Here is a 23,242-nt window from a genome sequence, read left to right on the forward strand (position 1 = left end):
TAGTTTGTTCCAAAGCTTCGCTGTATCAGGAGAAGAACACGATGGCTGGGGTGAAGACGGCGCTCGGATTGGCGCTCTCGATTTCGGCGGCGGCGCTGCTGGGCGCCTGCGACAACGGCCCGTCGGCCGTGCACGCCGCTGCGACGGCCGATCAGGCCGCGCCCGCCGCCCCCTCCGGCGGCCCGGATTACCGCCGCGCCGCCTATGCGAGCCGCGACCGGGGCGATGCCGGCGTCGACCACCGCAAGGACGAGGTCAAGCTCGTCGAGGGCAAGCCGCTGTGGGCAGCCTCGCGCCGCTATTCGGCCGAAGACAACGCCCAGCGCGCGTTCGAGCGCAACGGGGCTGCGTTCGGCGCCCGCACCGAAGCGCAGTTCATCCGCAAGGCGCACGACTTCGTCGACCATCCGCCGGCCGGCACGCTGACGCTCACCCGCGCCAACGGCGACATCCTGTTCTACGATCCGAAGGGCAACGTGTTCGCCGTCGCCAGCAAGGAGGGCGCGCCGCGCACCATGTTCAAGCCGGACGACGGCATGGCGTACTGGCAGCAGCAGAAGGACCGGGAGTCCAAGTCCCAGACCGCCCGGTCCGATCACCGCTCCCGCCGCGCCGCCGACGACGAGGCCTAGGCTGCGGCAGACTCGAAAGGCGAACCGCGGAAAACGCGGAAGGACGCGAAAAACAGGGATGATCCGAGGCGCCGAGGGGTCTTAATCGATCAAGCCCGTGGCGCGATCGTTACGGTTGGCCGCGGCCGCGCCACATTCCGCGCATTTCCGCGGTTCCGGAGCGCCTTTCGTGTGGTGCGTGGTAGCAACCGGCACGACCCGCGCCGCCTCGCGGCTCAGTGGTGCAGCAAGAGCACGCCGAGCAGGAAGGCCGCGCCGGACAGCAGGGCGCCCAGGGCGAACCAGGGCAGCGGCGAGATGTGGTGGATCTCGTGGATCACCCGCTCGGCCTTGAGGAACGGCGCCTCGGCCATCTTCGCGAGGCTGCGGGCCGCGCCCGCCAGGTCTTCGGCGAAACGCCGGACCTGCGTCACCGGCGACAGCTCGCGGGTGATCCAGCGGCGCACCACCGGCTCGGCCGCCGACCAGATGTCGTGGTCGGGATAGATCCGCCGCGCCACCCCCTCGACGGTCATCATGGTCTTCTGCAGCAGCACGAGCTCGGGCCGCAGCCGCATGTCGAAGAGCGCGGTGATCTCGAACAGCTGGGTCAGCACCCGGCTCATCGCGACCTCGCTGGCGGCGCGTCCGAACACCGGCTCGCCCACCGCCCGCAGCGCCTGGGCGAAGGCCGGGACGCTGTGGCCGGCCGGCACGTAGCCCGCCTCGAAATGCACCCGTGCGACCCGCTCGTAGTCGCGCTCCAGAAAGCCCCAGAGGATCTCCGCCAGGTAGCGCCGCTCGGACGCGCCCAGCCGGCCGATGATGCCGAAGTCCACGGCCGTCAGCTGGGCCGGCGGGGCCACGAACAGGTTGCCCTCGTGCAGGTCGGCGTGGAACACGCCGTGGTCGAGCGCCTGGGCGAGAAAGGCGCGGATCAGGTTGTCGGCCAGCGCCTTGCGGTCCAGCCCCGGCTGATCGAGCGCGCCCGCGTCCGACAGCGGGACGCCCTTGGCCCACTCCATGGTCAGCACGCGCTTGCCGACGCCCTCCCAGACGACGGCCGGCGCGCGCATGTAGCCGTCCTTGGCCATCACCTCGCAGAGCTCGTCGGCGCCCGCCGCCTCCAGCCTGAGGTCGAGCTCGAGCTCGGTCGCGCGGATGACGGTCGCGGCGAACGCCCGCGGCTCCAGGCGCCGGGCCGGCGCAGCCCAGCGCTCAACCAGCCGCGCCGCCAGCGCCAGCGCCTCGGCGTCCTCGGCCACCCGCCGGGCGATCCCGGGCCGCAGCACCTTGACCGCCACGTTGCGGCCGTCGAGCAGCACGGCCTCGTGCGCCTGCGCCAGAGATGCCGCGGCCACCGGCTCGCCGAAGCGGGCGAACAGGCTCTCGATCGGCCGCCCGAGGGCATGCTCCACCTCCGCCCGGGCGAGCGCCGTCGGGAACGGGTCGAGCCGGTCCTTCAGCCGCGAGAGATCCTCGGCGAACTGCGGTCCGAAGATGTCCGCGCGGGTGGAGAGCAGCTGGCCGAGCTTGATCGCCACCGGCCCAAGGCTCTCCAGCGCCCGCGCCAGCCGCTCGCCGGGCCGCCCCGCCTGGGCCTCCCGCCCCGCGAGCAGCCGCAGGGCGTTCGAGAGGGTGCGCACGCCGGATGAATAGAGCGGATCCAGCTCGCGGGGCAGCAGCGCGTCGCTGCGCGCCAGGGTCCAGGCCGCGCCGATCAGACGGCCGAAAGCCGCAGGCCCGCTCATCGGGCTCAGATCGCCCGCGCCGTGTGCAGGGCCGCCACGCCCCCGGAGAAGTTGGTCACGTCCACGAGCGAGAACCCGGCCTGCCGGATCATGCCGGCGAACCGCGCCTGGTCCGGGAAGCGGCGGATGCTCTCCACCAGGTACTGGTAGGCCTCGCGGTCGCCGGCGACCCGCGCGCCGATCTCGGGGATCACCTTGAAGGAATAGGCGTCATAGGCGCGCCGCAGGGCCGCGGTGACCGGCCTGGAGAACTCCAGGCACAGGAACCGGCCGCCGGGCTTCAGCACCCGTCGAGCCTCGCGCAGCGCCGCGGAGATGTCGGTGACGTTGCGGATGCCGAAGGCGATCACATAGGCCTCGGCGCAGGCCCCGGGCAGCGGCAGCGCCTGGGCGTCGCCCACCGCCCAGCAGATTTCCGGCGCGACGCCGCGCGCCCGGCCGGCGGCGATCATCTCGGCATTGTAGTCGACGACCAGCACCTTCGCGTCCGGGCCGCCGCGGCGCAGCTGCGCGCGCCTGGCCATCCGCGCCAGCCGGCGCGCGATGTCGCCGGTGCCCCCCGCGCAGTCGATGATCGTCTCGCCGGGCTGCGGGTTGAGCCGGGCCGCGACCGCATCCTTCCAGAGCCGGTGCACGCCCGCGCTCATCAGGTCGTTCATCAGGTCGTAGCGGCGCGCCACCCGGTCGAAGACGCCGCGCACCAGGCTCGGCTTGGCCTTGGGGTCGACGTCGCGGAATCCGAAGGTGGCGGGGGCTTCGGTCATGCGCGCCGTCTTAGACCGGCGGCCCTTGGCGCGCCATCCCGGCCGTGCCAAGGCTTGGCGACATGCCTGAACTGCCCGAGGTCGAAACCGTTCGGGGCGGCCTGGCCCCCGTGCTCGAGGGCCAGAGACTGGCCCACGTGGAGGCGCGCCGCCCCGACCTGCGCTTCCCGCTGCCGCAGAATTTCGTCCAGGCGCTCACCGGCGCGCGCGTCGTCCGGCTGGAGCGCCGCGCCAAATATCTGCTGGCCCGTCTCGATCGCGAGGACACGCTGGTCATGCACCTCGGCATGAGCGGCCGCTTCGAGATCGCCGGCGCGCGCGGGGCCGACCGGCCGGGCGAGTTCCACTACGCCGCCGTTCCGGATCCGAGGCACGCCCATGTCGTCTTCGAGACCGACGTCGGGACCAAGATCACCTATTACGACCCGCGCCGCTTCGGCTACATGGCGCTCGTCAACACCGCGACCATGGACCTGCATCCCTGGTTCGCGGGCCTCGGCCCGGAGCCGCTGTCTGAGGGCTTCGACGCGGCTCACCTCGTGCGGGCCTTCGCGGGGCGCCGGCAGGGCCCCAAGACCCTGCTGCTCGACCAGAGAATCGTGGCCGGGCTCGGCAACATCTATGTCTGCGAGGCGCTGCACCGGGCACGGATCTCGCCGTTCCGCGCCGCCGGCCGCATCTCGCGTCCCAGGCTGGCGCGGCTGGTCGCGGCGGTGAAGGCGGTGCTCGCCGAGGCCATCGCCGCCGGCGGCTCGAGCCTGCGCGACTACGCCCAGGCCGATGGCGCGCTGGGCTATTTCCAGCACCGTTTCCGGGTCTACGACCGGGCCGGCCGGCCATGCGCGAACCCGGGCTGCGAGGGGGTGATCGCCCGCCGCGTCCAGGCGGGCCGCTCCACCTTCCACTGCCCGGTCTGCCAGCGATGAGGCGCCGCGTCCGCGCGCTCTGGGGGGCGATCCTGCTCACCGCGGGCCTGCTGGCGGGAGCGCCGCTCGCCGCGGCCGAGCCGCCGGTCTGGGTCGTCAAGTCCCACCGCGCGCAGGTGGTGCTGTTCGGCTCCGTGCATGTCCTGCCGCCGGGCCTGATCTGGGAGCCGCCGGCCCTGAAGCGCGCCATCGCCCGGGCCGACGAGATCTGGTTCGAGCTTCCGGTCGATGCGGCGACCCAGGCGAGGACCGCCGAGCTCGCCACGCACCTGGGCGTGCTCGCGCCCGACCAGTCGTTGTTCAGGCTGGTCGGGCCGGCCGACGCGACCCGCATGTCCCGCGTGGCTGACGCCTACGGGGTCTCGACCATGCTCCTGGACCGGCTGCAGCCCTGGCTTGCGGAGATCGCGCTGGCCGGCGCGACCTATCGCAAGGCGGGCGCCGACACCAGTTCCGGCGTGGAGCAAGCGATCGAGGCCGAGGCGCCGCGCGCCGCCCGGCGGTTCGCCTTCGAGACGCCGGAGCAGCAGCTGAAGATCTTCGCCGAGACTCCGCTGCCCGAGCAGGTCGCTTCCCTCGACGAGACCGTCAAGGAGATGGAATCCGATCCCGACGAGTTCGCCAGCCTGCTCCGCGCCTGGATGGCCGGTGACGTGGCGGCCCTGGATCGCGAGGCCCTGCGGCCCTTGCGGCAAGCCTCCCCGGACCTCTTCCGGCGCATCGTGGTCGAGCGCAACGAGCGCTGGCTGAAGGTGATCCGCGGCCGCCTCAAGGGGCACGGCCGCACCGTGATCGTGGTCGGCGTCGGCCACCTGATCGGGCCTGAAGGCCTGCCGGCCCGCCTGAGGTCGCTTGGCTATTCCGTCGAGGGGCCTTAAGCGGCCGAAACGAGACCCACCCGGAGCCCGCCATGAGCTTTGAGACCCTCATCGTCGAGCGCGACGAAGCCGTGACCCTGATCCGGCTGAACCGACCGCAGGCGCTGAACGCGCTGAACGGCCGCCTCCTGCAGGAGCTCGCCCAGGCGCTGGACGAGGCGGAGGCCGACGAGGCCGTCCGTTGCCTCGTGCTCACCGGCTCCGAGCGGGCGTTCGCGGCCGGCGCGGACATCAAGGAGATGTCCGACAAGACCTACGCGCAGATGTTCGCCACCGACTTCTTCACCGCCGGCGCGCGCCGGCTGGAGCAGGTCCGCAAGCCGATCATCGCCGCGGTCGCCGGCTACGCCCTGGGCGGCGGCTGCGAGCTCGCCATGCTCTGCGACTTCATCATCGCCGCCGACACCGCCAAGTTCGGCCAGCCGGAGATCAACCTGGGCGTCATGCCCGGCATCGGCGGCACCCAGCGCCTGACCCGCTTCGTCGGCAAATCGAAGGCCATGGAAATGGTGCTCACCGCCCGCATGATGGACGCCGCCGAGGCGGAGCGCGCCGGCCTCGTCTCGCGCGTCGTGCCGGTCGATAGGCTGATCGAGGAGGCGATGGCCGCCGCCAAGAAGATCGCCGCCCAGTCGCCGCTGGCCGTGATGATGAACAAGGAGTTGGTGAACGCCGCCTACGAGACCACGCTTTCGACCGGCGTCGCCATGGAGCGGCGGCTGTTCCATTCACTGTTCGCCTTCGATGACCAGAAGGAGGGCATGGCCGCCTTCCTCGAAAAGCGGCCGCCGACGTTCACCGGGCGCTAGCCGCCCACGGGCTGCGGGGCGTCGCGGCATTGACCCGAGCCCGCCCCCCGCGTATATCCGCGCCTCCGATTTTGACGCCCGGCGCGCCGGGCGCGACGCATTTTGCAAAGAGCTGAAGTATGGCCAACACGCCCGGCGCCAAGAAGGCGGTCCGCAAGATCGCCCGCCGCACCGAAGTCAACAAATCGCGCCGCTCGCGGGTGCGGACCTACCTGCGGATGTTCGAGGAAGCGATCAGCGCCGGCGACGCGGGGAAGGCCCGGGCGGCGTTCATCGAGGCCCAGTCGGAGGTGATGCGCGCCGTGTCCCGGGGCGTGATCCACAAGAACACCGGCTCGCGGAAGGTCTCGCGGCTGGCGGCCCAGTTGAAGAAGCTCTCGGCCGCGTGAGCGCGTCTGCCGGGCGGAGCTCACCCCGGCTGATCCCATAGGAATTGGACCCACCGAAAAGCGCCCGCCCGGGCGCTTTTTTATGCCCTCCCCGGGCCAGCCTGGTGCGACTCATGCGGCGAAAGTTCCCACCTTCGGCGGCCCAAAAGCAGAGTTTCCCTTTGCGCAAAAAGGGCTGGCGGCGAGTCAACGAAAATATCAAGCAGGGCCGCTAAGAATCCCCGTTGACCGGCCTTTCCCCCCGACTAGTCTCACAGGTCTTACAGGCGTCTTGAACTGATCCCGGATCAAAAAACGGGGCGCCGGCGGAGCTCATGCGTTCGCCGGATAAGAGCTTGTGCGTGCTGAGAAAAAGCCGACTGGGGCGTGGGGTCTCGGGGGTCGGCCGGCGGGTGGATGGGGTTGGCAGGGATGATCAGCGGGGGGGCTGCGGGAGCTATGGCGAACGCGCCGGCTTCGGCCGTGTGGACAAGGACAAGCCAGGTTCTCAAGCATGAGTTGGGCGAAGCCACGTTCGGCTCCTGGCTCGGCCAGGCGTCGCTGCGTGAGATGGGCGACGAGGTGTGCCTGGTGGCGGCCACGGGGGTGGCGCGCGACTGGATCCGCCGGTATGCCTGGCGGCGCATCGGCGAGCTGTGGACGCAGCACGACCCGATGGGCCGTCGCCTGGACCTGAAGAGTCGCTTGGAGGTGGATTCCGTGGGCGCGTTCTCGGCGGCCATGCCGCCCGCCGCGGCCAATGCGCTTGCCGTGGCGCCGACCATTTTCGAGGTGGAGGCCGAGGTGGCGCCGGTGGCCGCCCGGCAGGGCCGGCTGCTCGGCCTGCAGGAGCGCTTCACCTTCGACACCTTCGTGGCTGGGCCGGCCAACGAGTTCGCCTATTCCGTGGCCCAGCGCGTCGCTTCCTGGGCCGACGGCTACTTCAATCCGGTGCTGTTCCATGGCCCGTATGGATTCGGCAAGACCCACCTGCTGAACGCGCTGGCTTGGGCCGCCATCCGTCAGGAGCCCAGCCGGCGCGTGGTCTATCTGACCGCCGAGCGGTTCACGAGCACCTTCGTCAAGGCCCTGCAGGATCGCCAGACGGCGGCGTTCAAGGACGAGCTGCGCAACGCCGACCTGCTGCTCATCGACGACGTCCACTTCGTGGCCGGCAAGCCCACCACCCAGGAGGAGCTGTTCCACACGCTGATCGCGCTGGTGGAGGACGGCCGCCGCGTGGTGATGACCGCCGACCGCTCGCCGACCGAGATCTCCGAGATGGAGCCCAGGCTGCGCTCGCACCTGCAGGCGGGACTGGTCTGCGGCATCGAGCCCGCCGACCGCAACCTGCGGCTGGGCATCCTTCAGCGCAAGCTCGCCACGCTCGCCGGCCAGGGGGGCTTCCGGGCCGAGGCCCGGCCGGAGGTGCTGCAGTTCCTCGCCGACCGCTTTACCGACAGCGTTCGCGAGCTCGAGGGCGCGTTGAACACCCTCGTCGCCCGGGTCGGCAGCCAGCTGGCCGCGCTCACGCTCGATGACGCGCAATCGATCCTGCGGCCGCACCTCTCCTGCAACGAGCGGCGCGTCACGGTCGACATGATCCAGAAGCTGGTCGCCGAGCACTACAGCCTGAAACAGGCGGACCTGATCTCCGAGCGCCGGGCGCGCGCGGTCGCGCGTCCGCGGCAGGTCGCCATGTGGATCGCCAAGCAGGTGACGACGCGTTCGCTGCCCGATATCGGCCGCCGCTTCGGCGGCCGCGACCACACCACCGTGCTGCATGCGGTACGCCGCATCGAGTCGCTGAAGAGCGAGGACGCCGGCATCGCCCGCGACCTGGATGTCCTCTTGCGCAAGCTGCGCGGCTGAGCCGAGTTACCCTGGAGAGAGACGGGAGGCCCGCCGCGAGGCGGGCCTTTTGCTTGCCGCTCAAAGGAAAGGGGCGGCTGCATCACTGCAGCCGCCCCGATCCGTTCCGCCGATGGGCTGAGGCGTCCTACGCCTCCGCCGGCTCCGGCTGCTCCTGCTTCTTGGAGAGATCCTCGCCGGTCTCCTGGTCGACGATCTTCATGGAGAGCCGGGTCTTGCCGCGATCGTCGAAGCCGAGGAGCTTGACCTTCACGGACTGGCCCTCGCGCAGCACGTCGGAGACCTTGTCGACCCGGTGATTGGCGATCTGGCTCACGTGCACCAGGCCGTCCTTCGAGCCGAAGAAGTTCACGAAGGCGCCGAAGTCGACGATCTTGACCACCTTGCCGGTGTAGATCTGGCCCACCTCGGGTTCCGAGGTGATGCCCTTGATCCACTCCCGCGCGGCGTCGATCTTCGCCTGCTCGGCGGCCGCGATCTTGATCGTACCGTCTTCGCCGATGTCGATCTTCGCGCCGGTCTTCTCGACGATCTCGCGGATCACCTTGCCGCCGGAGCCGATCACCTCGCGGATCTTGTCGACCGGGATCTTCATGGTCTCGATCTTCGGCGCGTACTCGCCGAGGTGGGCGCGCGGCGCCTCCATGGCCTTGCCCATCTCGCCAAGGATGTGCTCGCGCCCATCCTTCGCCTGGGCCAGCGCCTGGCGCATGATCGCCTCGGTGATGCCGGGGATCTTGATGTCCATCTGCAGGGAGGTGATCCCCTCGTGCGTGCCGGCCACCTTGAAGTCCATGTCGCCCAGGTGGTCCTCGTCGCCCAGGATATCGGAGAGCACCGCGAACCCGTCCTTCTCGAGGATCAGGCCCATGGCGATGCCGGAGACCGGCTTCTTGAGCGGCACGCCCGCATCCATCAGCGCCAGCGACGAGCCGCAGACCGAGGCCATCGACGACGAGCCGTTGGACTCGAAGATCTCAGAGACCAGGCGCAGCGTGTAGGGGAACTCCTCGGCCGAGGGCAGCATCGGCCGGATCGCCCGCCACGCGAGCTTGCCGTGGCCGACCTCGCGCCGCCCGGGCGCGCCCATGCGGCCCGTCTCCCCCACCGAGAACGGCGGGAAGTTGTAGTGCAGCATGAAGTTCTCGTAGCGCTTGCCTTCGAGGGCGTCGATCAGCTGCTCGTCCTCGCCGGTGCCCAGGGTCGCCACGACCAGCGCCTGGGTCTCGCCGCGGGTGAACAGCGCCGAGCCGTGGGCCCGGGACAGCACGCCCACTTCGCACACGATGGGGCGGACCTGGTCCACCCGCCGGCCGTCGATGCGCACGCCGCGCTCCAGGATGTCGCGGCGGACGATGTCGGCTTCGAGGTCCTTGAACACGCCGGCGAGCTTCTGCGGATCGGCGCCGTCGGGTTTGGACTCCGACTTGGCGAGCGCGGCTGCGCCCTTGTCCTTGGCCGCGCCGATCGCCGCATGGCGCTCGGCCTTGCCCTTGATCTCGTAGGCGGCTCGAAGGTCCTTGCCGATGAGCTTCTTGAGCTCGGCCTTCAGCTTGTCGGTGTCCTCCGCCTCGAAGTCGAAGGGCTCCTTGGCGGCGTGCTCGGCCAGCTCGATGATCGCATCGATCACCGGCTGCATCTCTTTGTGCGCGAAGGTGACCCCGCCCAGGACCTCATCCTCGGAGAGCTCCTGGATCTCGGATTCCACCATCATCACGGCTTCGGCGGTGCCGGCCACGACCAGGTCCATCCGATTGCCCTCTTTCATCTGGTCGAGGGTCGGGTTGAGCACGTACTGGCGGTCGATGAAGCCCACGCGGGCTGCGCCGATCGGGCCCATGAACGGCACGCCCGACAGCACCAGCGCCGCGGAGGAGGCGACCAGGGCCACGATGTCGGGATCGTTCTCCAGGTCGTGGGCGAGCACCGTCGCCACCACCTGCACCTCGTTCTTGAACCCCTTCACGAACAGCGGCCGGATCGGCCGGTCGATCAGCCGGGAGGTCAGCGTCTCCTTCTGGGAGGGGGCGCCTTCGCGGCGGGGGAAGGAGCCGGGGATCTTGCCGGCGGCGTAGAATTTCTCCTGGTAGTTGACGGTCAGGGGGAAGAAATCCTGACCGGCCTTGGCCTGCTTGGCGAACACCGCCGTCGCCAGCACCATGGTCTCACCGTAGGTGGCGAGCACCGCGCCGTCGGCCTGGCGGGCCATGCGGCCGGTTTCCAGGGTGAGCTTGCGCCCGCCCCAGTCGATCGTCTTGCGTTTGATGTCGAACATTTCTGCTTCTTTCTCATCCCGCGGGCGGATTCCCGGCGGGGGCGGACAGGGCGTCGGTTTTCCGAAATCCTCTCCATTCGAACAGGCCCGTGAGGATTTCGATTGAACCCTCGGCGTACGGATCGAAGGCCTTCGCCCTCGGGGCCGCCGCTTTCATCTTCCGGCCTGTCGCGGAAGAGCGGCGGAACTGGATGGGCCTACCTGCGCAGGCCCAGCTTCTCGATCAGCGTCTGGTAGCGGCTTTCGTCCGACGTCTTCAGGTGATCGAGCAGTGAGCGCCGCTGGGACACAAGCTTCAGCAGGCCCCGGCGCGAGTGGTTGTCCTTCTTGTGGGTCTTGAAGTGCTCGGTGAGGTTGGCGATCCGTTCGGACAGGATGGCCACCTGGACTTCCGCACTTCCCGTGTCCGCGTCGCCGCGGGCATGGGTCTTGATGAGTTCAGCCTTGCGTTCGGCCGTAATCGACATCGGGTCTGTCTCCGCTCTTTTCAAGGTGGAAGACGCGCGAGGGTTCGAGCCGGCCCGCGCGCATCTCGCAGAGCGCGACCACCGAACCGCCCGCCGTGGCTGAAACGGTGCGCGAGCCGGGCTTGAGCCTGGCCTTCACCGCGTCGACCTGTCGGGGAACGAGAACGATCGATCGTCCCTGCTTCAGTCGGAAAGCGTCTTCGTCGGTCACGGCCAGCGCCGGGATGTCGTCCAGCGCGGTCTCGACCGGAAGCAGGGCCTCCGACTGGCGGGCCTTATGCCCCAAATCCTCAAGATATTCCAGCGTCACCGCCGAGGCTTCGGTGAACGCGCCCACGCGGGTGCGGCGGAGCTCGGCCACATGGCCGCAGGCGCCCAACGCCGCGGCCAGGTCGCGGACCAGGGCGCGGACGTAGGTTCCCTTGCCGCACTCGATCTCCAGCACGATGCGGTCGGCGCCCGGCGCATCCGCCACGCGGGCGGCGTGGATCACCACGGTGCGCGCTTCGAGCTGGACGGTCTCGCCGGCGCGCGCCAGGTCGTAGGCGCGCGCTCCAGCCACCTTGATCGCGGAATAAGCCGGCGGGACCTGGCGGATATCGCCCACGAACTGCGGCAGCGCGGCTGCGACCTGCTCAGGGCTCGGCCGGACCGCGGATTCCGCCAGGACAGGGCCCTCGCGATCGAGGGTCGCGGTGGTTCGGCCCCAGGCGATCTCAAAGCGGTAGGCCTTGTCGGCGTCCATCAGGAAGGGGACCGTCTTGGTCGCCTCGCCGAGCGCGATCGGCAGGATGCCCGTGGCCAGCGGATCGAGGGTTCCGGCGTGGCCCGCCTTCCGGGCGTTGAAGATCCGCCGCACGCGGCTGACCGCATGGGTGGAGGTGAGGTCGGAGGGCTTGTCGAGGTTGATCCAGCCCGAGACCGGATCGCCCTTCCGCCGCCGCCCCATCAGTGATGCTCCCCTTCAGGGGGAGCGCCGCCAAGCGGTGAGGCGAGTTCATCCGTAGCGTCCGGGGCGTCCCCCTCCGCCCTGCGGCCATCTTCGCCTGAAGGGGAGGACAGGTCGCGTTTCACGCGCGGATCGGCGAACAGCCGGTCCATCCGCGCCGCTTCGTCGAAGCTCTGGTCGTGGACAAACTTCAGGTCCGGCGTGAACTTCAGTTCGATGGCGTGCCCCAGCCGCCCGCGCAGGAAGCGCGCATGCCGGTTCAGGCCCTCGACCACCTCCGCGGCATGGCCGCCGCCCAGCGGCTCGACGAACACGGTGGCGTGCCGCAGGTCCGGGCTGACGCGGACCTCGGTGACGGTGACCGAGACGCCCTCCAGCGCCGGGTCGGCGATGTCCGCCTCGCGCAGGATCTCCACCAGGGCGTGGCGCACCAGCTCGCCGGCGCGAAGCTGCCGCTGCGAAGGCCCCTGCGCCTGGCTGCGCGAACGGGCCCGCGAGGAATGGGAGTGACGCGACATGTCTCGAGCCTCTTGCCTGGAGCGCGGATCGGACGCGGCCCTCAGGGGAAGCGCGGGGCTCTAGCGCCTTACCCGCGCCCTGTCATCCCGCATTCCGCTTGGCGCCTCAGGCCCCCGTCCGCTCGCGGAAGAAGGCGATCACCCTCTGCTCGGCGGCCTTGGTGGGGCCGGTCTCCGCCAGGTTGACGGTCAGCACCGAGTGCGGATGGGCCAAAGGTCCGGGCGCGGCGTCCTGCGGGTCGAGCTCGATGGCCTCGAACGCATCGCCCAGCTCGCGCTTGAGGGTGTCGAATCGGCCATCGCCGACGAACGGGTCGCCGCGGAAGCGGAGCCCAAGGACCGTGAGCCCTTCCTCGGCGTGACGGCGCCGGGCGCAGGCGACTTCGGCCGGCGAGGCGTCGATCGCCGCCTCGCGGCTCGCCTTGCCCGGCCCCATCGGCAGCGGCAGCGAGGGCTGCGATAGCACCGGGGCTACCACCGCCGGCTCGGTCACCATGGCGAGCGCGAAGCCCCCGGTGAAGCACATCCCGACCGCGCCCACGCCCTTGCCGCCGCATTCGGCGTGCGCCTTGCGCGCCAGGGCCCGGAGCCAGTCCACGATCGGCGACGACTTGCCGCCCGCCCAGGCGTTGAACTCGCGCCGCACGCACATGCCGCCCAGCATGGTGAGCACGCTGCCCGGATGGGTCGCCGGGCGGCCCGGCACGCCGAACAACACCGGGCAGAACACCGTCATCCCCGCCTCCGCCACCCGGTCGGCGAACCGGATCACCAGCGGATGCAGCCCGGGCATCTCGTGGATCACGATCACCGCGGGGCCCGCGCCGCGCCGATAGACCTCGCGGGTCCAGCGGCCGTCGTCGAACCGGAACTTCTCGTAATCCGACAACGCGGCTTCGTGGCTCATCATCGCCTCCCGTCCGGACGGCGAGCTTAGAGCCTCACAGCTTCAGGCGCAGGTCGGAAATCTGGCCCTCGAAGCCGGTGAGCTTCCAGACGCCCTGCTCCTTGGTGAACACCAGCACGCAGGGTCCGTCCTTCTTCTTGACCGCGCAGACGCGGCCGTCGGGCAGGGGCTTCAAGGCGCCGGCGATGGCCATCGGGCCGGGGATCCGGGCCTGGTCGGAATAGCCGTACTGCCGCGCCACCAGCTTGAAGACGCCGGGCTGGACGAGCGTGTCGCCCGCGAACTCCGCAAGCCCCGGGGCCAGCAGGCTCGCGATGTCGCCGTAGCGCTTCGACGCCCGTTGCTCGATCGTGGCCTCGATGGCCCGCTTCAGCGCCGGCCGGTCGACATGGGCGTCGAACGCCTGCTGGTCATCGTCGCGGATCGCCAGCAGCAACGCATGCACGTCGTTCGCCGCATCCAGCCGCTGCATCGAGGCGCACGCCGCGAGACTCGCGGCGGCCAGGGCGATCAGGATCGGGCGGCGCATCGCATCATCCCAGCAGGGCCCGAACTCTACCGCAAGATCGCGGCCAGATCACGACCGGCATCGCCCTCTCCGCGCATCGCGCTTCGCAGTCAACCTGCGCCCTGCTAGCGTCGGAGCCGCGACTCACGGGGGCGCGCCGGAGCAGGACTTTGACGGCGGTTGCGATCGCGGCGGACCTGGACGAGGCCAAGCTCGCGGCGGCGCACCGCGCCCTGCTGGCGACGCGCGGCCTGCAATTCGATTTCGCCGCCGTGCCGATCCCGGAGCCGCCCGGCTGGCTCGAGCCGCTGCTGCGTGCGTTGGCGGTGGCCGTCCCGGTCCTGAAGTACGTCTTCTGGGGCGGGGTGATCGTCGGCGTCGTCTGGCTCCTGTGGATCGCGCTCAGGGACCTGGTCCCGGTGCGCTATCGCCGCCGGAAGGCCGCCACCTCGCCGGCCGACTGGCGGCCGGAGGCTGCGCAGGCCCGCGCGCTGCTGGAAGACGCCGACGCGCTGGCCCGCGCCGGCGAGTTCGCCGAAGCCATCCACCTGCTGCTGTTCCGCTCGATCGAGGACATCGCCGCCAAGCGCGCGGGCGCGGTCCCTTCGGCGCTCACCAGCCGCGAGATCGTGGTCCGCACGCCGATGCCGGAGACCGCGCGCGCCGCGTTCGCGCGCATCGCCGAGGTCGTCGAGCGCACTTTCTTCGGCGGACGCGCCGCCGGCGAGGCCGACTTCCGGCAGGCGCGCGGCGACTACGAGGCCTTCGCCTTCGCCGAGGACTGGCAGTGACCGCCGGGACACAGTCGCCAGCGTCTGTCGCCTCCGGCTTCTCGCCCCGCGCGGTGCTGGCGCTTGTCCTGATCGGCGTGGTCGCCTTCGCCGGGCTGTCGGTGCTGGCGGTCTATGCGCCGGACCTGCGCGCCGGATCCGACGGCGGGGCGCATGCGCTGTCGTCCTCCGCGGTCGGCTTCCGCGGCGCGACCATCCTGCTCAAGGCCCTCGGCGAGCCCGTCGTCCTCAACCGCACCCTGCCCAGGCCCACCCAGCACGTGAGCGCAAGCGCGCTCCTTGTGCTCACGCCCGGCCCGATGACGGCGCCCCACGAGCTGAACGCCTTCTCCGACTATTCGCATCTGCTGATCGTCATGCCGAAGTGGCTGGCGATGCCGGATCCGGAGCAGCCGCGGTTCGTGAAGAAGACGGGCGTGCTGGAGGATCGGGGCTGGTCCAGGCGCCTGCTCTCGCCGTTCGCGCCCTCGACCACGCTGCGCCAGCGCCCCGGGTGGTCGCGGCCGGTGTTGCTCGCCGCCGGCCAGCCGTTCGCCTCCGGCCGCGTCCTGCCGCTCGGCCGCATCGACCGGTTGCAGACCCTTGCGGGCCCGGAGTGGGTCCCGGTGCTCACCGACGAGACCGGCGGGGTCGTGCTGGCGCACGCGCACGCTCACCCCGACGTCTTCGTGCTTGCCGACCCTGACCTTCTCAACAACCAGGGCCTCGCCCAACTCGCCAACGCGCGCGGCGGCGTCGCGGTGATCGAGGCGCTGAAGGGGAGCGCCGTGGTGTTCGACGTCACCCTGCAAGGCTTCGCCCGCACGCAGAGCCTCGGCAAGCTGCTCCTCGAGCCGCCCTGGCTCGCCGCCACCATCTGCGCGGCCGCGGCGGGCGTGCTGATGTTCCTGCACGCGCTGGCCCGTTTCGGCCCGGCGCACGAGGGCGGCCGCGCCATCGCGCTCGGCTCCGGCGCGCTGGTCGACAATTCGGCGGGCCTTGTGCGGCTGGCGCGCAAGGAGGCGGCGCTCGCGCCGCGCTACGTCGACCTCGCGAAGGCGCTGGTGGTCCGCGCGGCGGGCAGCGACGGCGCGGACGCCGAACTCCGGCTGGAAGCCCTGGCCCGCCGGCGCGGCCTGGAGCCGCCCGACGTGCTCGCCGCCGAGGCCGCGCGCGCCGCGACACCGGACGACGTGCTCGCAGTCGGCCGCAAGCTCTATCGCTGGAGACGGGAGATGACGCGTGACGGTCGATGAAGTGAAGGCGCTGGGCGCGCGGGTGCGCGAGGAGGTCGGCAAGGCCATCGTCGGCCAGGCCGAGACCGTGGACCTCCTGCTGGTCGCCTTGTTCGCGCGCGGCCATGTGCTCCTGGAGGGTCCGCCCGGCACGGCCAAGACCTTCCTGGCCCAGTGCTTCGCCCGCACCCTGAAGCTGGGCTTCGGCCGCATCCAGTTCACGCCCGACCTGATGCCGGCCGACATCATCGGGGCCAACGTCTTCAACTTCCAGACGAGCGCCTTCACGCTCACCAAGGGGCCGGTGTTCTGCGAGCTGCTGCTCGCCGACGAGATCAACCGGACGCCGCCGAAGACCCAGGCCGCCCTCCTGGAGGCCATGCAGGAGCGCCGCGTGACCATCGACGGCCGCTCGCACGAGCTCAGCGCCCGGTTCATGGTCGTGGCCACCCAGAACCCGCTGGAGCAGCAGGGCACCTATCCGTTGCCGGAGGCGCAGCTCGACCGGTTCCTGTTCAAGCACGTGCTCGCCTATCCGAGCCGTGAGGAGGAGCAGCGGATCGTCGAGACCTACGGCGTGCAGGCCGGCCCGTCCGATCCCGCCGAGATGGGGGTCCAGACGGTCGTCGACGCCAAGACCATCGCCCGGGCCAACGCCGCGGTGGCGCAGGTGCGGCTCACCCCCGAGATCGTCAACTACGTGCTCGAGCTGGTGCGCGCCACCCGCACGACCCCCGAGCTGCAGAGCGGCGCCTCGCCGCGCAGCGCCGCCCAGCTGGCGCTCGCCGCCCGCGCCCGCGCGGCGCTGGACGGGCGCGACTACGCCATCCCCGACGACGTCAAGGCGCTGGCGCTGCCGGCGCTGCAGCACCGGGTGATCCTCTCGCCCTCCGCGGAGATCGAGGGACGCCGTCCGGAGCAGGTGATCGAGGCGCTGGTCGAGCGGGCCGCGGCCCCCCGCTGATGACGCTATACCCGACCCGCCGGGCGATCGTGCTGATGGCCTCGGGCGCGCTTCCGGCGCTCCTCGTTGGCCTGGCCGCGCCGCAGGCGTGGCTCGTCGCCGCCGCCTGGGTGCTGGTGATCGCCGCCGTGATCCTCGCCGACCTCGCGCTCGCGGTCCCGCCGCAAGCCCTGACCCTGGAGCTGGAGGTCCCTGGCGCCATGGGCGTCGGGCGCGCCGCACCGCTGGGCGTGGAGGTCCGCTTCGAGGCCGCCGCTCCGCGGGCGCTGGAGCTCGCGGTCGCGGGCGACGAGCGGCTGCAGGCGCATCCGGCGCGCCAGCGGTTGGCCACCGTCGCCGGGCGCGCCGCCGCGGCGCTGACGCTGGCGCCCCGCCGACGCGGCGAGAGCCGCCTCGGCGGCGTCTGGCTTCGCTGGACCGGTCCGCTGGGCCTCGTCTGGCGTCAGCGCGCCGAGGCGCCGGAGGCCGTGATCGCGATCACCCCCGACATCCAGGGCGTCAAGAACGAGGCGCTCCGGCTGTTCTCGCGCGATGCGCCGTTCGGGCAGAAGGCCCAGCTCGATCTCGGCGAGGGGGCCGAGTTCCACGCCCTCAAGGAGTTCCAGACCGGCATGGACCTGCGCTCCATCGACTGGAAGCAGAGCGCGCGCCACGGCGAGCTGGTCGGACGGGAGTACCGGGTCGAGCGCAACCATCAGGTCGTGCTCGCCCTCGACAGCGGCCGGCTGATGAGTGCGCCCGTCGCCGGCGAACCGCGCATCGACCACGCGATCAACGCCGCCCTGCTGCTGGCTTTCACCAGCCTCAAGCTCGGCGACCGCGTGGGCCTGTTCGCCTTCGATTCCCGCCCGCGCGTGGCGAGCGGGCTGGCCGCAGGGGCGCGCGCCTTCGGCCTCATCCAGCGGCTGGCGGCGGGCATCGACTACTCCACGGAGGAGACCAACTTCACCCTGGCGCTGACCAGCCTTTCCGGCCAGTTGAGCCGCCGCGCCCTGGTGGTCGTCTTCACTGACTTCGTCGACGCCACCTCCGCCGAGCTGATGGTCGAGAACGTGGCCCGCCTCACCCGCACCCACCTGGTGCTGTTCGTGACCTTCCGCGACGAGGAGCTGGAAGCCCTCGTCACCGCCGAGCCGCAGAGCGCCGACGACGTCTCCCGGGCGGTGATCGCCCACGCCCTGCTGCGGCAGCGCGAGGTGGTGATCGGGCGGCTGCGGCGGATCGGCGTCGAGGTGGTCGAGGCGAGCGCCTCCGGCGTCGGCCCGGCGCTGGTCAACGCCTATTTCGAGATCAAGCGGCGGGAGCTCCTCTGATGGCCGAGCTGCAGCTGAAGAGCGCCCGTTTCCGCGCCGAGCGCGAAGCCGAATGGCGCCGCCTGGAGAGCCTGCTCGCCAAGGGCCAGGCCGGGGCGGGCCGGCTCCGACCCGACGAGCTGCTTGAGATGCCGCTGCTCTATCGACAGGCGCTCTCGTCGCTTTCGGTGGCTCGCTCGATCTCCCTTGATCGCGGGCTCGTGCAGTATCTCGAGAGCCTCTGCGCGCGGGCCTACTTCTTCGTCTATGGCCCGCGCACCCGCGCGCTCGAGCGGCTCACCCGCTTCTTCGCTCGCGACTGGCCGCAGGCCGTGCGCAGCCTCTGGCGCGAGACGCTCGCGGGCGGGCTGATCGGCGCGGTTGCAGGGGCCTCGGCCTATGTCCTCGTGCGGCAGGATCCGGACTGGTTCTACGGCCTGGTGCCGGGCGCGCTGGCGAGCGGCCGCGATCCCGCCGCCTCCACGGCCTTCCTGCGCCAGACCCTCTACGGCGGCGGCCACGGCGCCCACCAGGGGCTGGATCTGCTCGCCACCTTCCTGTTCACCCACAACGCCCAGCTGGCTCTGTTCGCCTTTGCGCTGGGCTTCGCGCTCTGCCTGCCGACGGCGGGGCTGCTCGCCTACAACGGCGCGACGCTCGGGGCCTTCGTCGCCCTCTTCGCTGCGCGCGGCCTGGGGTTCCAGGCGGTTGGCTGGCTGATGATCCACGGGGTGACCGAGCTGTTCGCGGTGACTCTCGCGGGCTCCGCCGGACTGTCGGTCGGCTGGGCCGTCTGCTTCCCGGGCGAGCGGAGCCGGCTCGACGCCGCCGTCCAGGCCGGACGCCGCGGCGCGCTGGTCATGATCGGGGTCGTCGTCATGCTGTTCGCAGCCGCGCTCCTGGAAGGCTTTGCGCGTCAGCTCGTGCAGGCCGATCTCGGACGCTACGCCATCGCCGCGGCGAGCGGCCTCGCCTGGGCGGCCTACTTCTACTGGCCGCGGCGGAGCCGCCCCGCGTGAGGAGCCCGATCGCCGCGCTGCGGGCGCCTCGCTCGACCCCCGCGCCGGCCGGGCCGCGCCCGTTCGTCACGCCCGAGGGCGTGGACCTGCGGCTCGCCGCGGCCGCGTACGCCGACCGCCTGAGCGCCTTTGTCCTGGACGCGTTGATCATCGTGGGCGTGCTGATCGGCTTCACGATCCTGGCTTTCGTCGCCGCTTGGGGCTTCCGCAATGTCACGATCGGCGCGGACGGCGCGTTCATCATCTGGCTGTTGGGCGCCTTCCTGCTCCGCAACGGCTACTTCATCGCTTTCGAGGTCGGGCCCCACGCGGCGACCCCCGGCAAGCGGCTGGTCGGGCTGCGGGTCATCGCCCGCGACGGCGGCCGGCTCACCGCCGACGCCGTCGTCGCGCGCAACGTCATGCGCGAGCTGGAGATCTTCCTGCCCGCCTCCTTCCTCCTGGCCCGCGGCCAGGGCGTCGACGCCGAACTGATCGGGCTCGGCGGCGTGGTCTGGAGCGGCGTCTTCGTGCTGTTCCCGCTGTTCAACCGCGACCGCCTGCGGCTGGGCGACGTCGCGGCCGGCACCATGGTGGTCAAGGCGCCGAAGGTGACGCTTCCGCCCGAGCTCGTCGCCGAGCGCGCGGTGGACGACCTGGTCTTCAGCGAGGCCCAGGTCGACGCCTATGGCATCAAGGAGCTGCAGGTGCTTGAGCAGGTGCTCCGCCGTGGCGACCGCCGGACCATGGCCGACGTGGCGCGCCGCATCCGCGTCAAGATCGCCTGGGACGGGCCGACCGACATCCCCGACCGCAGCTTCCTCAGCGCCTATTACGCGGCCCTGCGCGCCCGCCTCGAGGCCCGCGCCCTCTTCGGCCACCGCCGGCAGGACAAGTTCGACCGGCCTTAGTCGAACACCGCCGCCAGGCTTTCCCCGCCGGCGCCGTCCTTCAGTTGGCGCAGCTCGGCATAGAGCACGGCCAGGCCGGTATAGGTGATGGCGCTGAAGATGATGCTGATCAGCACTGTGGTCAGCAGCCGCATGGGCGAGAACAGCTGGCCCGACGCCAGGGCCGCCACATTGAAGAAGCCCAGGAGGGAGTCGATGATCATCAGCACCACGAAGACGATCGCGAAAAGGCCGAAGATGCGCCAACGGTTGTTGCGCGTCAGCTCGGCGCTGCGACCCCAGGCCTGGAACATGCCGATCGGTTCGGCCACCAAGGCCGGTCCCGTCACGCACCACATGGTCGCCAGGAACAGTCCTGGCACGATCAGCAGGAAGCATCCGAAGACGACGGCGATCACGGTCAGCAGGTTCACGATGAACAGCGGCAAGAACAAGCGCAGGCCGCGCGCCGCGATTTCGCCCAAGCTCACCTGACGTCCGCTCGCCTCAGAAAAGGCCACGAAGAAGAGGCAGACGGCCAGGTACGATCCCACGAAGATCCCGATCGTCAGCCGGAACCAATAGGCGACGGTGGAGAGTTGATTGAGAGCCGCGACGCCGCCCCTGACCGCGCTGCGCATGAAGTAGAGATTCGCCACGGCGGGCAGCCCCGCCAGGACGAGCGTGAGGCCGAAGATCAACAGCCCTCGCGTTCGCAATACGCTGAACGTCTGGGCGATCACCCTTCCGATATCGAGCTTGCGCTCGCCAACGTCCGCAATCGCCGCCACCTTGGTCCCTCCCACAACCTTTGAGGGCAGAGCTAAACATGCGTCGCGGGGGCTGTCGATCAGCGGTATGCGAAGGCTCATGGTGAAGCCGGTCCTCGAAACCGAGCGCCTGGTCTTCACGCCGTGGACGGCGGACGATCTGCCGCTGATCGTCGAGCTGCATTCCGATCCCGAGGTGCAGCGCTTTCTGGGCGGCGCATGGGCGCCGGACGTGTTCCGCGCGACCCTCGAGCGTCAGCTCAAGGCGCAGGCGGAGTTCGGCTTCTCCAAGTGGTGCGTCCATCTGAAGGACGGGACCTTCGTGGCCCGCGCCGGCGTGGAGCCGTGGCCGCGGGAAGGCGAGCGCTGCGGCGCGGAGGCCGAGATCGGCTATGCGTTGAAGCGCGACTGGTGGGGCCGGGGGCTCGCGACAGAAGCCGCGGCCGGCGTCGCGCGCTGGTTCTTCGCCAACACCGACCGCGATCACCTGATCGGTTTCACCGATCCAGAGAACCACGCCTCGCAGCAGGTGCTCGCCAAGATCGGCATGGCCCCTCTAGGCCTCGCCGACATGGGATTCGATCAGCCGAGCGCGCTCTTCCGGATGGAGCGGCCTACAGCGTCCGCTTCACCTCTTCGAGGTTGAAGCACTCGATGACGTCGCCTGCCTTGATGTCCTGGAAGCCCTGGAAGGCCATGCCGCACTCCTGGCCGGACTGCACCTCGTTGACCTCGTCCTTGAAGCGCTTGAGCGTCTGCAGCACGCCGAGCTCGAGCACCACCACGTCCTGCCGGACGATGCGGACGCGCGCGCCCTTGCGGACCACGCCCTCGGTGACGCGGCAGCCGGCGACCTTGCCGACCTTGGAGATGTCGAAGACCTGCAGCACCTCGGCGTTGCCGAGAAAGGTCTCGCGCTGGATCGGCGCCAGCATGCCGGAGAGCACGCCCTTGATGTCGTCGATCAGATCGTAGATCACCGCGTAGTAGCGGATCTCCACGCCTTCGCGCTCCGCCAGCTCACGGGCCTGCTTCGAGGCGCGGACGTTGAAGCCGAGGATCGGCGCGCTGGCGCCCTTGGCCAGCAGCACGTCGCTCTCGTTGATCGCGCCGGCCCCCGAGAGGATGATCCGGGCGCGCACCTCGTCGGTGGCGAGCTTGTCGAGCGAGCCCACGATGGCCTCCGCCGAGCCCTGCACGTCGGCCTTGATCAGCACCGGCAGCTCGGAGACCTTCTTGTCGGCGAGCTTGGCCATCATGTCGGCGAGCGAAGCGCCGAGCGCCGGCGCGCCGGACTTCTCGCGCTTCAGGCGCTGGCGGTATTCGGTGATCTCGCGGGCGCGGGCCTCCGTCTCCACGACGGCGAACGGCTCGCCGGGATCGGGCGTGCCGTCCAGGCCGAGGATCTCCACCGGCGTGGAGGGGCCGGCTTCGGAGAGCTGCTCGTTGCGCTCGTTGAGCAGCGCCCGCACCCGGCCGAAGTTGGCGCCGGCCACCACGATCTCGCCGCGCTTCAGGGTTCCACGTTTCACCAGCACGGTCGAGACCGCGCCGCGGCCCCGGTCGAGCTGGGATTCGATGACCACCCCGTCGGCGTTGCGGTTCGGATTGGCCTTCAGCTCCAGCACCTCGGCTTGCAGCAGGATGGCCTCGACCAGGTCGTCCAGCCCGAGCTTCTCGGTGGCCGAGACCTCGATCGCCTGGGTGTCGCCGCCCAGGCTCTCGACGACGATCTCGTGCTGCAGCAGTTCGTTGATCACCCGCGTCGGATCGGCCTCGGGTTTGTCGATCTTGTTGATCGCCACGATGATCGGCGCGCCGGCCGCCCGCGCGTGCTGGATCGCCTCCACGGTCTGAGGCATGACCCCGTCGTCGGCCGCCACCACCAGGATGACGATGTCGGTGGCGTTGGCCCCGCGCATGCGCATGGCCGAGAAGGCTGCGTGGCCGGGAGTGTCGAGGAAGGTGACCCGCTGGCCGTTCTCCAGCCGGACCTGGTAGGCGCCGATATGCTGGGTGATGCCGCCGTGCTCGCCCGACACCACGTCGGTCGAGCGCAGCGCGTCGAGCAGGCTGGTCTTGCCGTGGTCGACGTGGCCCATGACGGTCACCACAGGCGGCCGGGGCTCCATGGCTTCGTCGACGTCCTCGGCGCCGATGAAGCCCTCCTCCACGTCGGCTTCCGACACCCGCCGCACGGTGTGGCCGAACTCTGTCGCGACCAGCTCGGCGGTGTCGTTGTCGATCACGTCGTTGATCTTCAGCATCACGCCCTGGCGCATCAGGAACTTGATGACATCCGCGCCGCGGGTCGCCATGCGGTTGGCGAGCTCGCCCACCGTGATCACGTCGGGGATCACCACCTCGCGCGCGGCGCGCACCTGCTCCTGGCCGCCGCCCTTGCGCTTCTCGCGCTCGCGCTCGCGGGCCCGGCGCACCGAGGCCAGGCTGCGCATCCGCTCGACGCTCTCCTCGTCGCCGCCGGCCACCGCCTGGATGGTCAGCCGGCCCTCGCGACGCTGCGGGGCCCCCCGCGCGCGGGAGATCGCCTTCGACGGCGCCGCCTTGCCGCGGCGCTCGTCTTCCCCCTCGTCCGGGCGGCGGTCGAGGTTGGCCGAGCCGGGGCGCGGCGCCTGGCGGGTTGCGCGCTGGATCTCGGGGCCGGCCGGCGGGGCGGCCGGGCCGATGCGCGGCGGCCGCGGGCCGGCGGGGCGGGCGCC

The 23,242-nt window shown here is 70.8% G+C and carries 23 protein-coding genes; 13 read left to right on the forward strand and 10 right to left on the reverse strand.

Annotation, left to right across the window (positions count from 1 at the left end):
* Positions 1–41: 41 nt before the first annotated feature.
* Complete coding sequence (locus Q0W60_RS00745; protein ID WP_297691536.1) at positions 42–632, forward strand: hypothetical protein; 591 nt, start codon at positions 42–44, stop codon at positions 630–632.
* A gap of 215 nt (positions 633–847) precedes the next feature.
* Here Q0W60_RS00745 and ubiB read toward each other — a convergent pair whose 3' ends face one another.
* Positions 848–2,362: a 2-polyprenylphenol 6-hydroxylase gene (gene ubiB, locus Q0W60_RS00750; protein ID WP_297691538.1), complete on the reverse strand. Its 1,515-nt coding sequence runs from the start codon at positions 2,360–2,362 to the stop codon at positions 848–850.
* A 5-nt stretch (positions 2,363–2,367) separates the two neighbouring features.
* Positions 2,368–3,126, reverse strand: coding sequence for a class I SAM-dependent methyltransferase (locus Q0W60_RS00755; protein ID WP_297691540.1), 759 nt, complete (start codon positions 3,124–3,126; stop codon positions 2,368–2,370).
* A 62-nt stretch (positions 3,127–3,188) separates the two neighbouring features.
* On the opposite strand from Q0W60_RS00755, the gene mutM reads away from it, so the two are divergent.
* The 5 genes from mutM (at position 3,189) to dnaA (ending at position 7,979) form a co-directional block, all read left to right on the forward strand.
* Positions 3,189–4,052 carry a bifunctional DNA-formamidopyrimidine glycosylase/DNA-(apurinic or apyrimidinic site) lyase gene (gene mutM / locus Q0W60_RS00760; RefSeq protein ID WP_297691542.1) on the forward strand — a complete coding sequence of 288 codons (864 nt, stop codon included), beginning with the start codon at positions 3,189–3,191 and terminating at the stop codon, positions 4,050–4,052.
* A complete protein-coding gene (locus tag Q0W60_RS00765; protein WP_297691544.1) occupies positions 4,049–4,930 on the forward strand; it encodes a TraB/GumN family protein in 882 nt (293 codons plus the stop codon). The genes mutM and Q0W60_RS00765 overlap by 4 nt, the downstream gene beginning before the upstream one ends.
* 32 nt (positions 4,931–4,962) lie before the next feature.
* Positions 4,963–5,739, forward strand: a complete 777-nt coding sequence (locus Q0W60_RS00770) for an enoyl-CoA hydratase (protein ID WP_297691546.1) — start codon at positions 4,963–4,965, stop codon at positions 5,737–5,739.
* A gap of 119 nt (positions 5,740–5,858) precedes the next feature.
* Positions 5,859–6,128: a 30S ribosomal protein S20 gene (rpsT, locus tag Q0W60_RS00775; protein WP_297691548.1), complete on the forward strand. Its 270-nt coding sequence runs from the start codon at positions 5,859–5,861 to the stop codon at positions 6,126–6,128.
* Between the two features lie 396 nt (positions 6,129–6,524).
* Positions 6,525–7,979, forward strand: coding sequence for a chromosomal replication initiator protein DnaA (dnaA, locus tag Q0W60_RS00780; RefSeq protein ID WP_297691550.1), 1,455 nt, complete (start codon positions 6,525–6,527; stop codon positions 7,977–7,979).
* A gap of 127 nt (positions 7,980–8,106) precedes the next feature.
* Here the strand turns inward: dnaA and pnp are convergent, their stop codons facing one another.
* The 6 genes from pnp to Q0W60_RS00810 all read right to left on the reverse strand — a co-directional run bounded on the left by pnp (position 8,107) and on the right by Q0W60_RS00810 (position 13,624).
* Positions 8,107–10,254 carry a polyribonucleotide nucleotidyltransferase gene (pnp, locus tag Q0W60_RS00785; protein ID WP_297691552.1) on the reverse strand — a complete coding sequence of 716 codons (2,148 nt, stop codon included), beginning with the start codon at positions 10,252–10,254 and terminating at the stop codon, positions 8,107–8,109.
* Positions 10,255–10,451: 197 nt separating this feature from the next.
* The gene (gene rpsO / locus Q0W60_RS00790) at positions 10,452–10,721 is read right to left on the reverse strand and encodes a 30S ribosomal protein S15 (protein WP_297691554.1); all 270 of its coding nucleotides are present in this window, start codon (positions 10,719–10,721) and stop codon (positions 10,452–10,454) included.
* Positions 10,693–11,670 (reverse strand): tRNA pseudouridine(55) synthase TruB, encoded by a 978-nt coding sequence (gene truB / locus Q0W60_RS00795; protein WP_297691557.1) that lies wholly within the window; start codon positions 11,668–11,670, stop codon positions 10,693–10,695. The genes rpsO and truB overlap by 29 nt, the downstream gene beginning before the upstream one ends.
* The gene (gene rbfA / locus Q0W60_RS00800) at positions 11,670–12,188 is read right to left on the reverse strand and encodes a 30S ribosome-binding factor RbfA (protein ID WP_297691559.1); all 519 of its coding nucleotides are present in this window, start codon (positions 12,186–12,188) and stop codon (positions 11,670–11,672) included. Before rbfA ends, truB begins: the two co-directional genes overlap by 1 nt.
* A gap of 106 nt (positions 12,189–12,294) precedes the next feature.
* Entirely contained in the window at positions 12,295–13,095 is an 801-nt protein-coding gene (locus Q0W60_RS00805; RefSeq protein WP_297691561.1) for a dienelactone hydrolase family protein, read from the reverse strand.
* 34 nt (positions 13,096–13,129) lie between these two features.
* Positions 13,130–13,624, reverse strand: a complete 495-nt coding sequence (locus Q0W60_RS00810; protein WP_297691563.1) for a DUF2939 domain-containing protein — start codon at positions 13,622–13,624, stop codon at positions 13,130–13,132.
* Between the two features lie 149 nt (positions 13,625–13,773).
* On the opposite strand from Q0W60_RS00810, the gene Q0W60_RS00815 reads away from it, so the two are divergent.
* Genes Q0W60_RS00815 through Q0W60_RS00840 form a run of 6 tightly spaced genes read left to right on the forward strand, consistent with a single transcriptional unit; the run spans position 13,774 to position 19,773 of the window.
* Complete coding sequence (locus tag Q0W60_RS00815; RefSeq protein ID WP_297691565.1) at positions 13,774–14,394, forward strand: DUF4129 domain-containing protein; 621 nt, start codon at positions 13,774–13,776, stop codon at positions 14,392–14,394.
* On the forward strand, positions 14,391–15,629 hold the full coding sequence (locus Q0W60_RS00820; protein ID WP_297691567.1) for a hypothetical protein: 1,239 nt from the start codon (positions 14,391–14,393) through the stop codon (positions 15,627–15,629). The genes Q0W60_RS00815 and Q0W60_RS00820 overlap by 4 nt, the downstream gene beginning before the upstream one ends.
* Positions 15,616–16,572 (forward strand): MoxR family ATPase, encoded by a 957-nt coding sequence (locus tag Q0W60_RS00825; RefSeq protein ID WP_297691569.1) that lies wholly within the window; start codon positions 15,616–15,618, stop codon positions 16,570–16,572. Before Q0W60_RS00820 ends, Q0W60_RS00825 begins: the two co-directional genes overlap by 14 nt.
* Entirely contained in the window at positions 16,572–17,885 is a 1,314-nt protein-coding gene (locus tag Q0W60_RS00830; protein ID WP_297691571.1) for a DUF58 domain-containing protein, read from the forward strand. Before Q0W60_RS00825 ends, Q0W60_RS00830 begins: the two co-directional genes overlap by 1 nt.
* Positions 17,885–18,883 (forward strand): stage II sporulation protein M, encoded by a 999-nt coding sequence (locus tag Q0W60_RS00835; RefSeq protein WP_297691573.1) that lies wholly within the window; start codon positions 17,885–17,887, stop codon positions 18,881–18,883. Before Q0W60_RS00830 ends, Q0W60_RS00835 begins: the two co-directional genes overlap by 1 nt.
* On the forward strand, positions 18,880–19,773 hold the full coding sequence (locus Q0W60_RS00840) for an RDD family protein (RefSeq protein WP_297691574.1): 894 nt from the start codon (positions 18,880–18,882) through the stop codon (positions 19,771–19,773). Before Q0W60_RS00835 ends, Q0W60_RS00840 begins: the two co-directional genes overlap by 4 nt.
* On the opposite strand, the gene Q0W60_RS00845 is transcribed toward Q0W60_RS00840, so the two are convergent.
* Positions 19,770–20,543 carry a hypothetical protein gene (locus Q0W60_RS00845; protein ID WP_297691576.1) on the reverse strand — a complete coding sequence of 258 codons (774 nt, stop codon included), beginning with the start codon at positions 20,541–20,543 and terminating at the stop codon, positions 19,770–19,772. The two genes, Q0W60_RS00840 and Q0W60_RS00845, sit on opposite strands and share 4 nt — an antisense overlap.
* A 79-nt stretch (positions 20,544–20,622) precedes the next feature.
* On the opposite strand from Q0W60_RS00845, the gene Q0W60_RS00850 reads away from it, so the two are divergent.
* A complete protein-coding gene (locus Q0W60_RS00850; protein WP_297691578.1) occupies positions 20,623–21,168 on the forward strand; it encodes a GNAT family N-acetyltransferase in 546 nt (181 codons plus the stop codon).
* Here Q0W60_RS00850 and infB read toward each other — a convergent pair.
* The coding region (gene infB / locus Q0W60_RS00855; RefSeq protein ID WP_297691580.1) for a translation initiation factor IF-2 at positions 21,137–23,242 on the reverse strand (2,106 nt) is incomplete at its 5' end. The two genes, Q0W60_RS00850 and infB, sit on opposite strands and share 32 nt — an antisense overlap.

This window comes from Phenylobacterium sp. (assembly GCF_025934275.1).
GTDB lineage: Bacteria > Pseudomonadota > Alphaproteobacteria > Caulobacterales > Caulobacteraceae > Phenylobacterium.